Source organism: Novosphingobium sp. SG720 (assembly GCF_012275365.1).
GTDB lineage: Bacteria > Pseudomonadota > Alphaproteobacteria > Sphingomonadales > Sphingomonadaceae > Novosphingobium > Novosphingobium rhizosphaerae.
Genome location: NZ_JAAZQN010000003.1, coordinates 188,914 through 203,800 on the forward strand (window position 1 = coordinate 188,914; position 14,887 = coordinate 203,800).

General features: G+C 63.9%; 16 protein-coding genes. 1 reads left to right on the top strand and 15 read right to left on the bottom strand.

Features of this window, described 5'->3' with window-relative positions; all coding sequences use genetic code 11:
- Positions 1 to 75 precede the first annotated feature (75 nt).
- The 13 genes from FHW94_RS13120 to FHW94_RS13180 form a co-directional block, all read right to left on the bottom strand.
- The gene (locus FHW94_RS13120; RefSeq protein ID WP_168556291.1) at positions 76 to 765 is read right to left on the bottom strand and encodes a hypothetical protein; all 690 of its coding nucleotides are present in this window, start codon (positions 763 to 765) and stop codon (positions 76 to 78) included.
- Positions 766 to 1,290: a DarT ssDNA thymidine ADP-ribosyltransferase family protein gene (locus FHW94_RS13125; RefSeq protein WP_168556292.1), complete on the bottom strand. Its 525-nt coding sequence runs from the start codon at positions 1,288 to 1,290 to the stop codon at positions 766 to 768. It abuts the gene before it with no gap.
- A gap of 117 nt (positions 1,291 to 1,407) precedes the next feature.
- Positions 1,408 to 1,959, bottom strand: a complete 552-nt coding sequence (locus FHW94_RS13130) for a phage baseplate assembly protein V (protein WP_168556293.1) — start codon at positions 1,957 to 1,959, stop codon at positions 1,408 to 1,410.
- Positions 1,956 to 2,513 (bottom strand): hypothetical protein, encoded by a 558-nt coding sequence (locus FHW94_RS13135; RefSeq protein WP_168556294.1) that lies wholly within the window; start codon positions 2,511 to 2,513, stop codon positions 1,956 to 1,958. Before FHW94_RS13135 ends, FHW94_RS13130 begins: the two co-directional genes overlap by 4 nt.
- On the bottom strand, positions 2,510 to 2,761 hold the full coding sequence (locus FHW94_RS13140; RefSeq protein ID WP_168556295.1) for a hypothetical protein: 252 nt from the start codon (positions 2,759 to 2,761) through the stop codon (positions 2,510 to 2,512). Before FHW94_RS13140 ends, FHW94_RS13135 begins: the two co-directional genes overlap by 4 nt.
- Positions 2,758 to 3,441, bottom strand: a complete 684-nt coding sequence (locus FHW94_RS13145; RefSeq protein ID WP_168556296.1) for an N-acetylmuramidase domain-containing protein — start codon at positions 3,439 to 3,441, stop codon at positions 2,758 to 2,760. Before FHW94_RS13145 ends, FHW94_RS13140 begins: the two co-directional genes overlap by 4 nt.
- Complete coding sequence (locus tag FHW94_RS13150; RefSeq protein WP_168556132.1) at positions 3,438 to 3,632, bottom strand: hypothetical protein; 195 nt, start codon at positions 3,630 to 3,632, stop codon at positions 3,438 to 3,440. Before FHW94_RS13150 ends, FHW94_RS13145 begins: the two co-directional genes overlap by 4 nt.
- A gap of 105 nt (positions 3,633 to 3,737) precedes the next feature.
- A complete protein-coding gene (locus FHW94_RS13155) occupies positions 3,738 to 4,571 on the bottom strand; it encodes a hypothetical protein (RefSeq protein ID WP_168556297.1) in 834 nt (277 codons plus the stop codon).
- The gene (locus FHW94_RS13160) at positions 4,568 to 6,178 is read right to left on the bottom strand and encodes a hypothetical protein (protein WP_168556298.1); all 1,611 of its coding nucleotides are present in this window, start codon (positions 6,176 to 6,178) and stop codon (positions 4,568 to 4,570) included. The genes FHW94_RS13155 and FHW94_RS13160 overlap by 4 nt, the downstream gene beginning before the upstream one ends.
- Before the next feature lie 3 nt (positions 6,179 to 6,181).
- A complete protein-coding gene (locus FHW94_RS13165) occupies positions 6,182 to 6,673 on the bottom strand; it encodes a hypothetical protein (RefSeq protein ID WP_168556299.1) in 492 nt (163 codons plus the stop codon).
- Positions 6,674 to 6,675: 2 nt separating this feature from the next.
- Positions 6,676 to 8,169, bottom strand: coding sequence for a hypothetical protein (locus FHW94_RS13170; protein ID WP_168556300.1), 1,494 nt, complete (start codon positions 8,167 to 8,169; stop codon positions 6,676 to 6,678).
- The gene (locus FHW94_RS13175; protein ID WP_168556301.1) at positions 8,169 to 8,822 is read right to left on the bottom strand and encodes a phage tail protein I; all 654 of its coding nucleotides are present in this window, start codon (positions 8,820 to 8,822) and stop codon (positions 8,169 to 8,171) included. Before FHW94_RS13175 ends, FHW94_RS13170 begins: the two co-directional genes overlap by 1 nt.
- On the bottom strand, positions 8,812 to 9,771 hold the full coding sequence (locus FHW94_RS13180) for a baseplate J/gp47 family protein (RefSeq protein WP_168556302.1): 960 nt from the start codon (positions 9,769 to 9,771) through the stop codon (positions 8,812 to 8,814). Before FHW94_RS13180 ends, FHW94_RS13175 begins: the two co-directional genes overlap by 11 nt.
- Positions 9,772 to 10,082: 311 nt before the next feature.
- Between FHW94_RS13180 and FHW94_RS13185 the strand changes: the two genes are divergently transcribed.
- Positions 10,083 to 13,880: a hypothetical protein gene (locus FHW94_RS13185; RefSeq protein ID WP_168556303.1), complete on the top strand. Its 3,798-nt coding sequence runs from the start codon at positions 10,083 to 10,085 to the stop codon at positions 13,878 to 13,880.
- A 12-nt stretch (positions 13,881 to 13,892) separates the two neighbouring features.
- Here FHW94_RS13185 and FHW94_RS13190 read toward each other — a convergent pair whose 3' ends face one another.
- Positions 13,893 to 14,384, bottom strand: coding sequence for a phage virion morphogenesis protein (locus FHW94_RS13190; RefSeq protein WP_168556304.1), 492 nt, complete (start codon positions 14,382 to 14,384; stop codon positions 13,893 to 13,895).
- Positions 14,384 to 14,884 (bottom strand): phage tail protein, encoded by a 501-nt coding sequence (locus FHW94_RS13195; protein WP_168556305.1) that lies wholly within the window; start codon positions 14,882 to 14,884, stop codon positions 14,384 to 14,386. The genes FHW94_RS13190 and FHW94_RS13195 overlap by 1 nt, the downstream gene beginning before the upstream one ends.
- Between the last annotated feature and the right edge of the window lie 3 nt (positions 14,885 to 14,887).

Consider the following 14,887-nt stretch of genomic DNA (forward strand, 5'->3'; position numbering starts at 1 on the left):
CGCAGGCGAGACGGGGTACGGGTAAGGGCGGGCTTTACCGTGTAATTCACCATCAGATTTGCGCGAGGCGAAAATCTAGATCAGATTTTTTGGGTTTTTGATTCCAGGTTCGGACACGCGGCCGGCGTAGAGGGAGCGGAAACGCTCGGGAGATTCCAAATAATAATCAAGCATGTCGGTGTTGTATAAGGCGCAGTAGAGCGCAGCAGATCGCGCTTGGCAATTTATGGACTTCTCTGGATTAAACTCAATGTCGGTAAAGCAATCGTATTGTAATGTTTCTGCTGCTAGTTCTGTATTTTTTAACAATGCATTAATGTATAGCCAGTCGTAAAAGCACGTCTTTGGTTCTAGGGGCCAGTAAACACCATAAAATTGAAATCCGACAAGACCACCAGAATTTTTCAGTCTTTCATCTCGTTTGGCCTCTAACGGGGATTTTTCGAAAATATCCAAATAGGGGCCACCGTCCTCAAAAACTTTGCTTCCTTGAAAAGCTGACTCAACCGTTAATCGGCGGCCTTTTTTCGTAAAAAATGTAAGATTAAAGGAGGAAAGGGCTTTTCCCGCCGGGACATCTGATTTTGACGAAATCTCTAAAGGATTTTTTACCGGCCAAGTTCTTTTAGCCATCTCATGCAGGTCAGATATTGACTTTTGCTTTTGGCTTACAGAAAATCCAGCATGCCAATGAAAATCGACATACTTCTCCAAAACAAACCTATGTTTGTCTAGAACTGGAATGAATATTGGACGTTTTGCCATCTATAGTCCGATTATAAATTCTCTTTTTACATAATTAGGCACTAGTATTTCGTATTTTTCCGCAATTTTTAAACGATCTCTGACTTCAGGTATTTTCCAATCGAGCGTTTTGTAAAGAATTTCTAAATCTAGCTTGGCAAGCATTTCACTTGGTGGCCCTAGGGTGGCCTGGTTGGCGGTCACTATCATATCTGAAACGAGAACGCCGCTTTCCTTCAGCACGTTTGGCGAAATTTTCAAAAATCGGGCCTCGGCAATTCGTCCCTCTTTGCACGCGGCATACGCCATCGGATGGCTGCTTCGAAAGCACAGATGTACGAACTTATCGTACCCCTTTGTCGCATCGATGCTCAGGCTGGTGGCATTCCCACCAGTGACAGGAGCGATGCCTGATTGGCGGAGCCGTGACATCGGCAATAGACCGAACTGGTCGATGGATGGTAGATTGCGCGTATCCGTGAAGTGGTAAAAATATCTATTTTTGCCAAGCATCCAACTAACAAGTTCATCAACGCCCACTGCCATACCGCCCCCATTGCAGAATCGATCTGCAGTATAGTTGATCGAAACGGTTTGTCAGCAAGGTATCCAGAACCGGTGCGTAGCTGGACTGGTCCAGTGTTCGTGATCATAATGCTGCTTCTAGTCCGGCGGAGCCGTATGGCCGGAACCCCCCTGAACGGCGCCATGCGTATGATTCTTGAAACTTTTCCCGCCGCAGATCACATCTTCGCTGGCGGTTAGCTTACCCTCGATCGTCACGTCTCCGTGAATGGCGATGCCACCTGTCGCCTCGATCGTGGCAGTGGCGCCCGCGGGCAGAATAGCTGTGAGGGCGTGGCTTTCGGGGTCATAGCCAACGCGCGCGCCGTCCTCATATTCGACCACTTCGGCGAGAGTGTTGCCTGGGGGCGGCGCGTTGTCGTTGTTGAGGCCTAGGAGCGCGACGGCGTTGCCGATCTGGCCATCGGGGGAGAGGAGCACGACTTCTTCGCCCTCGCTGGGCGGGGACCAGTTGCGCGTCTTACCAGCGCGGCCCGCCAGCCAGCGGATGGGCGGGGTTTCGCAGTCTTCGTCGGTCTCCGGGTCGCCATAGCGCACCACGCACCGGGGCGGGGACAGCGTGACCGATACGATGGTGCCCAGACGGATCAGGGTGGAGGGGTCGGCCGGGATGTCTTCGTCGTCGGTCATGGCGCGGGCGCGTCCGGCGGGGCGACCGCGATGCCGGCGGCGATCAGGGCTTGGGCATCCTGATACACCTGGGCGAGGCGGAGGCTGTTGCCGGTGAGGATTTCGAAGTCGGCGCGGGAGAGGGCAACATCGTCGGCTGCTGAACCGGCGCCGTCATCGAGCGGGGCAGGGTGATCGGCTCCGGGCAGATCGGCGTGTCCGGGCTGACTTGCAGGACAGGATGCTGGCACGCGGTGAGCAGCAGCATAGGCAGCGCCAGCAGCGCGGCCGCGCTCGTAATAGGCAGAGGCTTGCGCATCGGAGATCTCCGCGATCGTGGCCGAGACGGCGGCCGGTTGATGGTTGACGGCCGCCTGGGCAGCGCGGGCGGCGGGTTGGGCATCCTTGACCTTGGCCAGCTCGGTCTGAGCGGTGGCGAGATCGGCGCGCAGGTTTGCGCGGTCGACCAGGAGCCATCCCAGGGCGACGGCGCAGGCCAGCAGCGCCAGGGCGACAAGGGAAGCGCCGGGGCGTTGGCGGATCAGGGCGAGAACCTTGGTAATGAGCGAGGTCATTCGCCTGCCTCCGTTGGCGCTGCGCCGGGCTGGGGAAGCCAGCGCGCGATGGTGGGCAAGGCGAAGGTGGCGAAGCCAACAAGGATCGAGGCTACCGGGCGCCAGGCCTCGGGCAGCGTATCGACCAGGCGGGGGAGCACAGTGGGATCGCTGACCAGCCAGGCGGCGATCAAGGCGGCCAGGGCAGCGAGACGCACGCTCCAATAGCGCTGCAGCGTGCGCAGTTCAGTGAGGATGCGCGTGATCATCCGGCCATCCTTTCGGCGAGCTTTTCATCGTACCGGTTCGCGCGATAGCCGGGGCCGTTGTAGGCGGCGGCGAAGGCGCGGCAGGTGACGGGGTTGCTGGTGAGCGCGGCGAGGGCGCTGTTCAGCCGGAAATGCTCGATATAGCGGCCAAGCATTTCGAGATGGGCCGCTTCGCTGGCGACGCAGCCGAGCGCCATGTCCAACGGGCTGGCATAGTCCAGCTCGTCCCACCACTCTCCCATGATCTGGAACGCGCCCCAGCTGGCCGACATGAACGCGCCATCGACCGCACCCGTGGCGATGGCGGCCGAGAGCTTGTCCCAGTTGTCGTTCACGCCGTTGCGATCGGCATCGATGGTATAGCCGCCTGCAGCGGATTGGCTGAACGGCGCGGGCGAGAACTTGCCAGCGGTGAAGCGATGGAACTTGTGGCGCTCGAACAGGATCTTGGGCCGGCCATCGCCGTCGAAGCCCTTGCCCGCCGATTCCACGGTGCGGACGGCATCGAGCTGGCGATAGGAGCAGCCCAGGCGCTTGGCCATGGCAGCGACATCGGCCGCCGTGATCGCGGGGGCGGTGCGGTTGGCGAAGCGGGTGAGCAGGGCGGCCTTGGATTTCGGCCCCCAGTCTCCATCGGGCTTGGCGCCGATGCGCGCCTGCAAATCGGCAATGCTGGTCATAGCCGTTCCTTTCGATGGATCAGGCCCTGGACCGTGGGCGTCTCGTAGATGCGGATGGCGGTCCAGACGATGGTGAGCACGGAAGCGATGGCAGGCAGCACGCTGATCAGGCTCCCGAGCAAGGCGGCAATGGATGTGAGATCGAGCGCGTGCTTCACGCCGTCGGGCAGAGCATCGAAATAGTGTTTCACGGGTCGGTCCCTGGCGGCACATGCGCAAACGCGCGCGATGGCCAGTGGTAAGGCCATCGCGCGCGCGGGGGGACGGGGTGAGTGGGTAGAGGCGGGGCTTACCGCTTACCCGAACCGCGCGAAGTTCCTGGCGAAATCGGCCGCGTTCATCGCCGCGATGCTCTTGGCGCCGGCAATCGTGGGATCCTGCAACCAGATGCGCCCGATCGAGAACGCGGCGGTTTCATAGGTGCTGGCCTGGTAATAGGCGCCGATTGCCGGGACGGCGGCGCCGGCCTGGTTGAGCGCTCCGGACCAGGCCTGCGGGGGGCTGGTGTACTTGATCGCATTGTCCACCCAGAACCGCGCTTGCCAGGTGCTTGCGGTGATCACTTCGAACTCGATGGCGAAGTGATGCTCCAGGCCATCGGTGGGCATGAAGGCCGTGATGTCGAACAGCTGCAGGTTGAACCCGAGAAACGCCCTGGTCATCGCCCCGGTCGTCTTGTCGTACTGGAAATAGAACTGATACTGCGCGTTCCCGCCTGCCCGACAGCCCAGGATCAATGCGTTCTGGGTGCCCGCCGCCCCGGTGGGATAGCCCGACGTGGCGACCTTGCCCAAAAAGCCGATGGCAAAATGGCTGGCGCCGGCCGGCATTTTCCACGCGGCGGGAAGCGCGACATTCGCGCTGGCATGGCCCATGGGAAAAGCGATCTGGTTGCCAGCCCAAGCCTTGGCGAGCGGGCCGTTCACCGCAGGCGCGCCGCCCTTCACGAAGTTGGCAAAGCTGGTTCCGCCAACCACGGGCGAAACCCTTGCCGCGTAGCCCCATTTGTACCCGAAATCGAACAGGCCGATGGTGCCTTCGTCGATGATCTTGTCGCGCTGCAAGACCTTGTAGGCGGGGTTGTTGGTGTGGAGTTCGGCATATTGCCGGGCGTTGACGGCGGTGCTCACAGGTTCCAGCCTTTCGCGACGATTGCGTTGTAGAGGGTGTCCGACTGGACGGCGTTGCCGGCGGCATTGGTGTGCAGGAAATCGACGGTGGTGCCGTCGCTGTCCTTGATGCGCAGGGATGTGGGGGTGTAGCCGGCGGCGATATCGGCCAGATCCTGCGCGCTGCCATTGCCGGCATTCTGCAGGGGACCGTTGAAATCGATCCAGTTCTTGGGCCAGCGCGCCTTGATCATGGCGTTGGTGCGGTCGATCACCTGGCGGTTGCTGGTGCCGATGCCGTCCTCGTTGGAATAGAGGCACAGCGGCACGAAGAAGCGCTTCGACAGCGGCATCTGCGCGGCGACGATCAGCTCGAGGTTCTCGATGATGCTCTCGGCCTCGTAGTACGAATTGCGCGCCGCCCAGGCGATCAGCAGCCCGTCCCACTGATAGGGGACGATGGCGCCGGAGCCGACGCCCGCACCGGTGGGATAAAAGCGGGTGCCCGGTGCCACGGCCACTGCGGCGCCTGCCGCGCTGCGGGTGAAAGCGAAGATGCCCGTGTTCTGGTCCCACGACAGCTTGCCCGCCACGTTGGCCAGAGTGCCGGCAATGACCAGGTTCGGCAGGCCGGGGGTGATCGGGCTTTCGCTGATCGCGGTCAGCGCGGCGCTGCCCGTGGCGGGAATCTGGTCGCCGGTGAGCGCCACATAGACCGGCCTTGCGCCATAGCGAGCCGCCGCCTGGCGCGCGGTCTGGCCGTTGACGCCGAAGCCAACGGCGGGCCACCCCAGGCGTTGGCCCAGCTTGTACCAATAGGAATTGGCCGCAATGCCCGCGACGTAAGTGAGGCTATCGCCCACGGCAACGATGCGGCGATAGGGCACGAGCGGCCGTTCCGGGCCGAGCCCGGCCAGATCGCGCGCGAAAAGCCCGCCAGGCGGTCCATTGGCGCGGGTGGAGCGGTAGACGGCAAAGCCATCGGGGCGGATCGCCAGCGCCGTGTGATCCGATCCCGCCGGCGCCAGCTTGACCAGCGCACCATCGGCGCGGGCAAGCGAATGGGTGGCGGTGTTCACCCCGTCGGACAGGTCGATCAGGTCGTAAAGCGTGGCCGGATCGACCGGCGGCGGCGTGGCGGTGCCCGGCAATTCCGTAGCGGACAGAATGCGGAAATCGGCATCGACTTCGACATCAAGATAGCCGCAAGCCTCATATTCGACCGCGTCGAGATAGACCACGACCTGGCCGCCGTAGTTGTATTGCGCGGGCGCGGCGACGCGCACACCCTCGATGTAGATCGCGCCGGTATCATCGACGCCCGCGATGATGCGGAAATCGGCATCGACCAGCACATCGAGCCAGCCACAAGCCTCGAACTCGACCGGATTGAGCAGACCGAGCCGGGCATCGACCGCTGCGCCGGCCGCCGCCGCGCTGGCCGCTGCCGCCGCAGCCTGGTCGGCTGTCTGATTGCGCAGCAATTGCATCGCCGCCAGCGCGGGCGCGGAAGCGGCCATCACCACTTGATCGAGCGGCGCGCGCTGGGCCACGCCGTCCTTGAGGATGACGGCGGTTTCTGTGCCGCTGGGCTCCGCGACCAAAGGAAGGTCGGAAATCTTGGCCATGGATCAGCCCTCCACCCACAAGCGCTCGGCCGTGGCGTCAAAGTCGGTCAGGTTTGCCGCCGGCATCTGCGCGATCAGAGCGGCGATGCGGTTGGACGCGGCGCGAACGGCGTCGATCGCCGCGCGGCGGGCGAGCGCTTCGGCGAGGCCGGCGGGTTGCGCGGCGCCGGTGGCGGCGGCCAGGGCGGCCTGGGCGATCAGGGCGTTGTCGTTGGTCTGGCGCTCGATGGTGGCCACGGCCTTGATGCGGCGCGCGGCTTCGCGGTTGACGGCGGCGGTGGCCTGGGCGCGCAGCTGCTCGAGGCTGGGCGGCGCCACGGGGGCCAGCACCGGGCGGCCCTTGTCGTTCGGCACGATCTGGCAGCCCTGGGCCTGGGCGTCCAACAACTGCCGGTGGCGCTGGCGCGAGACGCGCACGGCATCGTCGGGCAGCGTGGCGTGGTTGGCCGCGTGGAAGAAGCCGCCACGTGCGGCGCTGTAATAGATGTGGGACATGGTCACACCCCCAGGAAAAGAGCGTTGAAGCCGTCGAGGCGCATGTCCTGGCCGTCGTCGGACTGGGTCTGGATCGTGCAGCTGGACAGGCCGGGATCGCCCACGAACTGGAGCCAGAGATCGCGGCTGATCGAGAAGGCGTTGTTCCAGCCAACCAGCGCGAGCGGCACCACGAAGCTGGCAAAGCTGTCGGGATAGGCGACGGTGATCACCCGCTCGGTGTTGATCAGCTGGCGCACCTGCACCCACATCAGCTTCAGCCCGCCGGGGAAGGTCCACAGGCCATTGGGGGTGAGGCTCTTGGGCAGACCGGCCAGGCCCGCCGGGGTCACCGCCTTGCCCGCCTCGGTGCCGGCGAGGATCTCGGCCGCACTGGCCGCCGCCAGGCTGATCGTGGGATTGCCCGAGAGCGCGCCGCCGCCGGTCAGCAGCCCGCCCGCCGAAACGGTGGCCGCGCCATTGGCCTTGGCCGCCAGGGTGGCGAGGATCGTGGCGAGGCTGGCCGGGGTGAGCACCTTGTCGCCCGCCGCGCCCGCCGCCGCTTCGGCTGCGCTGGCGGCAGTGAGCGACAGGGTGAGATCGCCCGCGAGGGTGCCGCCGCCCGACAGCAGGCCGCCACTGGTCTGGACCTTGCGCCCGCTGGGCACCGCGCCGACATCGCCGGCATTGAGCACCACGGCGCCGACCTTGCCGTTGACCGAGCCGACCGGGGATGGCGTGGTGATCTCCAGCCAGTTGGCCAGCGTGCTGGGCGGCAGGGCCTGCAGCACATAGACCAGGCCGTTGTCGGCGCGCACCGCGAAGTCGCCCACCGTCGCATCGGCCTTGGCCAGCATCGCGGCCTGGTCGGCCACCGGCCAGACGTCGATCAGGTCGATGGCCGGGCGCTGCTCCACCGCCAGCTTGCCATCTTCGCCCAGCGTTGCCACCCCGCCGGCCGCGCCCAGCTGCGCGGCATTGACATAGCCGGCCAGCACCTGGGCCATCGTGGCGGGGGTGATCATCTTGTCGGCCACCAGGCCGCCCAGCGCTTCGGCAATGGTCGCCAGCTGGGCCACCCCGGCCACCTGCTCGGTGGCGGGCGGGTTCAAGAACGTGGTGTCGCCGAACGTAATCGCGGCCACGTCGGCAGCGGCCAGCGTCCAGTCGATGGCCAGATAGAACGTGGCCGCCGCTGCCTTTTCAAGGATGGCATCGGCCTGGCCGTAGACGGCAAACAGCGTGCCGTCCTCGAGGTAAAGCCCGAAACCGCGCACGGCATAGGCATCGGTGCCGCTATCGCGCAGCGTGAGGTGCACGGTGTCGGGCGCCACGGCCTGGCCGGAAACGGTGTCGAGCCGCTTGAACTCGCCCGGCAGCGCCTCGAGCGTGGGCGCGGCGATGAAGGTGGCGGCGGTCAGCCCGGCCGAGGCGATGCGCACGGTGCGCGTGCCGCCCGCCGGATCGACCATGGCCGCGCGGCCCGCGTCGGTGATTTGCAGGACAAGCGCGGTCATCAAGCGGCACTCCCATCGAGAAATTGGCCGGTATCGTCGGTCAGCGGTTCGCCGATCTCGTCGGTGATCAGCGCGGCCCAGTCGGTGCCGCTGGTGTCCGGCCCGGCGGCGACGCGGCGATAGAGCGCGGCATGGGCGGCGCCGGTGGCGGCGGTGGCGCCCGCCACGGCCAGGTCGATCACCACGTCGAAATGGCTGCGCGCGGGCGAGACACGCACGACATCGGCAATGATCTGCGCCGTGGTGGCGGCCGAAACCCGCGCGCCGCCCGCCACGCCATCGGCGCCGATCGCCGGCAAGTGCACGGCAAAGGTGTGCGGCACGCCGCGCGGGGCAGTCTGGTGCCATTCCACCAGGGTCAACAGGCTATCGATCCCGGCCAGCGCAGCCTTGACCGCCGTAACGCTGCCCTTGCGGCGCTGGTCGGCAATGGCGCGGGCGGTGACGGCACGCTTCTGCTCTTCCGACCAATCGGCGTCCCACTTGTCGACCGACAGCGACCAGGCCAGCCAGGGCAGCACCGCGATGGGGCACGTCGCCGGATCCCACAGCTGCTCGATCGGCAGGTCGATATCGTCGAAGCGCAAGCCCAGGCGCGCCAAGGCCACCTCGAGCGGCGTGGAATTGGGCGGGAGCAGGCTGTCACTCGACACGGCCGGCAATCCTCACGGCGGTGCCCACGCAATTGGCGCATTGCGTGCGGCCCACGGTCACATCGGCCGCCGGCTTGTTGACCAGGGCGTTCTGCACGCCCGCCACAACAGCAGCGGCATAAAGCCCGGCCCGCGTGATCGAGCGCCCCAGCTTGCGCGAGGTGGCCTTGTAGGCTTCCACCCCGGCCTGCGCGGCGGCCAGCACCACGGTTTCATCGGGGCCGCTGAACAGCGTCAGATCGATATCGATCTCGTATTCGACAATCTCGGCCGAGCGCACCTGGGGCAGATCGGTGACGGGCCGCACGTCCTCGTCTTCGGCAATCACCAATTCGACGGCCTCGATCTCATCGTCGCTGGCCGATCCGTCGCCTTGCGCAGAGAGCAGCGCGACAATCACCGTGCCCGGCCAGGTCGCCCCATCGAGCGCGGCAGTCATCGCCGCCACCAGCCCGGCCTCGGCGCCATGGTCGGCCAGCATGCCCAGCACCAGCGCGCGAATGTCGTCGGGCTTGGGGCTGGTCACGCTGGCATCGGCAACCGTGCTGGCGGCGGAGAGCGCATAATAGCGATAGGCGCTGGCCGGCCCGGCCACCGAAAAGGCTTCGGGCGCCAGCTGGATGCGCGCCTTGTAGGCATCGTCCTGCTCGCCGCTCAGCCGCGCGACATTGAGCAGCGCGCCCAGCTGGTCCAGGTTCGTGTCGGTGGCATAGGCCAGCATCACTTGCTTGGCCCGCTCGTTGAACTGCTGGCGCAGGAGCAGTTCGCGGTAGGCATAGACCTCGAGCACCTTGACCGCCGGATCGCTGGTTACCGTGGCGTCGAAGGTGGGCAAATCCTCCACCATCTTGGCCACGGCAGCGGCGCGGATGTCCTCGTAGGACAGCTGCTCCACCACCGTGGGGGCGGGGAGCTGGGAAAGGTCAATTGCGGTGGTGCTGTCGGCCATGGCCCCGGCATGGCGCGGCTTCGCGCGCGCGGGGAGGCGCTGGACGGGTAGAGGCTGGCTCTACCTGTCCAGCGCAGAGCCACGCGGCCTGCCGATCGACGCTTTATGTCAAATGCGCCGCCGTTGCGGGTCCGCTCTACCGCCTCATATACGGCGACAAGAGGCCGTTTGCAGCCGAGCAGTATTTGAGCCATATCCCGATTTGCTTTGAAAACCTTATGAAAATAGCAGTCCAAGTTTTCGACTGCCCCTAACCAAGCATCGAGCCGAAAATCTTGGTAAGGGACAGGCAGCGATGGAGGATAGATAAGTTGGGTCCGTTCGAAGTCACCAAGGAAATGGTCCGCGCGGTGTCGGACGTACTGTTGCGTGAATTGCTAGAGCGCTTGCTCATGGCCGAGGCTAAGAAGAATGGGATATTGGCGTCGGGCATCGAAGTCGGCGGTAACCAAATCGCCGCCGATGGCGGTGTCGATGGCGCAATCGAATGGAATGGCAGCCCCGAGCCAGGCGATTGGCTGCCGCGCCGCACCGTCTATTTCCAATGCAAAGCCGAGGCAATGGCACCACGCAAGCTCGCGAAGGAAATGCGCCCGAAGGGTATCGTGCGACCGATATTTGCCGAACTTGCGGATAAGGGTGGCGCCTACATCATCTTTTCGACTGATGACCCATCCAAATCGGCACGTGAGCAGCGTCTGATCGCGATGCGCGCCGCTCTCGCGGATGTCCCCGGCAAAGATAAGGTCGCGCTCGATTTCTACGGCGCCGACCGCGTGGCGCGCTGGACCAACGCGCATCTCGGCGTTGCGATATGGCTGCTCGGCCAAATCGGGAGGCCCATCAGGGGATGGCGCCCTTATGGTGGTTGGTCGGCGCCGGAAGCGGAAACCAAGCCTTATTTGTTCGACGCCACGGTGCGAGTGACGAGCAACGGAGCAGAAACGAGCATTGAGGCCGCGATCAACGAGATTCGATCTGTCCTCGTGCAGCCCGGGGGCGTGGTGCGTCTTATCGGCATTTCCGGCATGGGCAAGACGCGCCTCGCTGAAGCCTTGTTCGATCAGAGGATCGACGTTGGACCGCCGCTTGCTGCCTCGCGAGCTATTTATGGCGACGCCGGTCTCGACCTAGCGACAAGCCCGGCGCTGCTTGCCGAACAGATCGCGATGTCAGGAACCGAGGCGGTGATCGTCGTCGATAATTGCGCGCAACGCACGCACAATCAGCTTGCCCAGATAGTTGGCCACAAACTGAGCCGGGCCAGCCTGTTAACGATCGACTATGATATCGGCAGCGAACAGCCCCTCGGACGCCTTGTTGCTCTCGGCAACAACAGCGAGGATATTTTGTATGCGGTGCTCAAGCAGCGGTTCCCTCAGCTCACAGACGCGGAGTGGCGGCATCTCGCCCAATTTTCAGGCGGCAACGCGCGAATCGCACTAAAGATTGCCGAGACCGGCGCCGAGGGCGGCGACCTGTCCAAGCTCAACGACAGTGAGCTCGTGGAGCGATTGTTCCAGGCGAACCGACAGGAGCGGGAACCATCGGCTCGGATCTGCGCCGAGGCGGCCTCGCTCGTCTACGCCTTTTACACATCGGCAGGCGACGGTCATGCGAGCGAACATGGTGTGCTGGCGGGAATCGCGGGCGTCGATGCCGATCACTTCTATCGGAACATCGCGACCTTCCTCGACTGGGGCGTGACGCAGCAGCGCGGTGCGCAACGAGCGGTGATGCCGCCGCCTCTCGCCAACATGCTTGCGGCGCCGCTGATCCGCAGAAGCGATCCGGAATCTTTGCTGGCGCGCTTCCTCGCAGGGCCGTCGCGCCTCTTCGCCTCGTTTGCGCGGCGGATCGGAAACCTTCACGATGAGGTGGCTGCCGTTCGGTTGGCGGAGAGGATGTTTGGGGAGGGGGGAGCGCTGTCGCGGCCTGAGCTGCTGTCCGGCGATATGCAGCGCGCGTTCCTGCGCGCTGCGCCCGCGGCACCCAACGCGGCGCTGCGGGCAATCGAGCGCAGCCTAGCTGGCCCTGCCTGTGCAACGCTTGTTGATCCCAATCGTGATCAACGAAGCGAACTGACCCAACTGCTCGTGCTGATCGCACATGATCCTATGCTATTTGCCCGTGCGGTTGAAGCATTGCTTGCCTTTGCGCTTGCCGAACTCCCGCTGGGACACGACACAGCCAAGATTCATTTGTTGGAGCGGTTCTCGCCCGTCCTCTCATTCACGCTCGCCGACCAAAACGCCCGGCTTGCCTTCGTCGATCGGCTGCTAGGCGACCCTAAAGAGTCGATCGGCAAGATTGGTGTCGAAGCTCTCGACCAAATGTTGACTACGGGTCATTTAAGCTCATCGCTCAATCTCGAATTCGGGGCGCGGCAGGTGCTCACCGAATGGCGCCCGCCAAATGGTGCCGGTTTTCACGCATGGTATGAGGCGGCGTACCAACGCCTGCTCAAGGTTGCAAAGGACGGTGGCCCGCATGCGGCACAGGCGCGCAAGATTATCGCCAAACACTTCCGTCAGCACCTCAACAACGGGATTGGCACGCTGGCCTTTGAGGCGATGCGCGCACTGCAGGGCGGCACCTACTGGGAGGAAGGCTGGCGCGCGGTGAACGACGCGCTCCACTTCTCGGCCCGCCGCTCTGATGAGGGCGAGAACACCACCGACAAGGAACTGCTCACGCAACTCCATGAACTCGAGCAGGACTTCCGACCCCGCACATTCGATGACTTGTTTGAAACTTTCGTTCTTGGCGCTCCGTGGCGGCACTGGCATCCAAGCGGGCGCTCTAAAAATCCGGTGCGCAATGCTGGGCTGCTTGCTCAAGCAGTCGGCCGCCACCTAGCAAGGTGCAAACATGATCCCTCGCCTTTTATCGCGCGCGCGGCCGTGTCCCAGGGGCAGAACAGTGTCTGGCAATTCATGACCGGGCTTACTCGCCATAGCGACGATCCGTACCCATTGTGGGCCGTAGCGTTTGGACTGTTTACAGCATCCCCCGAGCAGGTGGATCCGCACCTGCTTGGCGGCATCTTCGCCGGCATGAATGGAAGAGATCCGGACTGGGTTCACGCCAAGCTTGATATCGTCGCCGACAACCCCAACCTGGCTCCTCACCTGGTCCGGTTGCACAGTGCTATCCCACTGGATGTAGCCGCGCTTCGCCGTTTCAGCCATGCGCTCGAAAAGGGCTATATCGCGCCTGCCGCCTTTGAGGCATTGATGATGGGCCGAGCCACAGAGCCGATTCCCGCAGCCGACCTCGCCAGTTTCTTGGCCGAACTCTACGGCATAGACGGTGGTATATTGCCCGCCATCCAGGTTTTGCAGATGCGCATTTTTGCGGACCGAACCGACAACCGCACCGTCGATCCGGCGCTGATCGCGTTGGGGCGGACTTTCCTTTGTGATCCGCAAAGCTATTCCAACGACCTTGAGCGCCACGGACACGAATTGGCCCAGATTGCTAGAACAGTCCTAGTAGGAAAGGACGCAACTGATGCTGCCGGCCGAGTGTGCGCGACACTGCGCTCGCTGGCGCGGGGCAAGTACCGAAGCTATCGGGACTTCCATGAACTCTGCACTCTGCTGATGAATCGTTTCCCTGCAGTCGTCCTCGACGAAATAGTCGGGCAGGAGGTTAATGACTATCTGGTCGAGCAATTTTTTGGCGGCAGGCACGCCGATGACGATGGTCGCGACGGCAGCGGCGACAAACTCGACAATGAAACGCTGCTCGCCTGGGTTGCGGAGGCCCCTGAGAAACGGTCGGTGCGCGTCGCTGAGCTCGTGCCCTATTTCGTCAAGGACGCAACCAGTGACACGCTGCGCTGGACACCAATCGCGCTTTCGCTGGTAGATGCGAGCCCCGACCCGGCTGCGGTGCTGCTTCGCTTCGAGCGGCGCTTCTTGTCGGGGGCGGGATGGGGCCCGTTCTCGCAGCGCTTCGTGCGTCGACGCCCGTTGGTTGCTGCCCTAGCGGACCATCGTGACCCTCAGGTTCGGGCTTGGTCACGTGCGGCTGGCGAGCGTCTCGAACAGAGTATTCGAGATTGGGATGCGCGCGACCATGACCTCGGTAGCCGGTTCGAATGACGTGCTCTCCAATTAGTTGTTGGGTGAGCCGACATCGATCATTTCGGCTGCGATGAGCATGGCCAGATTCTCGTCTTCATCGGACAGGCCCAGCAGGCGGCGTTCGGGGTAGCGCGCGCGGATGCGCTTGCCGTTGCGCAGGCGGCCGACCGTGATCGTCTCGCCGAACTGGCTGACGCGGCCCATGCGCGCGGCCACGGGCGAGGCTGGCGCGATTTCCACGCCGTCCTGGTCCGCATCGATCTTCCATTGCTTGGCCATACGCAGGCCGCGAAACATCTTGGCGCCGGCTTTCATCCGCAGCCGGCCCTGGCGGTCATAGCGGGCCTTGCGCGGTTCGAACGGGGTGCCGTCCGGATTGGTGTTCGAGCTGATGCGCTTGAGGTTGCTGCGGCGCAGGGCCTGGCCCAGCTTCATGGCCGCACGGCGGCGCTGGGCCGGGGCAAGGCCCTGCAGGATCTGCCCGAACCACTCGTCGAGCCGGGTCAGATCATCGTCAGCCATCAGGCGGCCGGATCGAAGGGGGCGATCTGGCCGTCACCGCTCACGGACACGGCCTTGAGCACGGGCACGGCGTCGAGGCCGGGGAAGGGCAGATCGTCGGCAAAGAGCGGCTCCGGCTCGGGCAGATAGTCCACCTGCATCTTGCCCTGCGCGTTTAGGGCGCAGGTGACGTTTTGCTTCAAGTCGATCTGGATCAGCGCGTCATATTTGCCGTTGTCGAGCACATCGAGATCCAGCGCGAAGGCATCCTTGCCGGGCGTCAGCAGGTCGGGCTGGTTGATGCGCAGCCAGGCGCAGATGACATAGCCGATCGACGCGATGTCGGTGGTCATGTCCATCAGCAGGACATTGACGCGATAGGCCATGGCGAAGCCAAAGGTGGCCGTCTGCCGGCACTGCACCGTGCCGCGATCCATCCAGACGCGCAGGCGCTCGTTGGACTTGGCCAGATCCTCGATCGAGGTAGAGAGCACCTGGCGCAGGCTATCGATCTTGCGCATGGC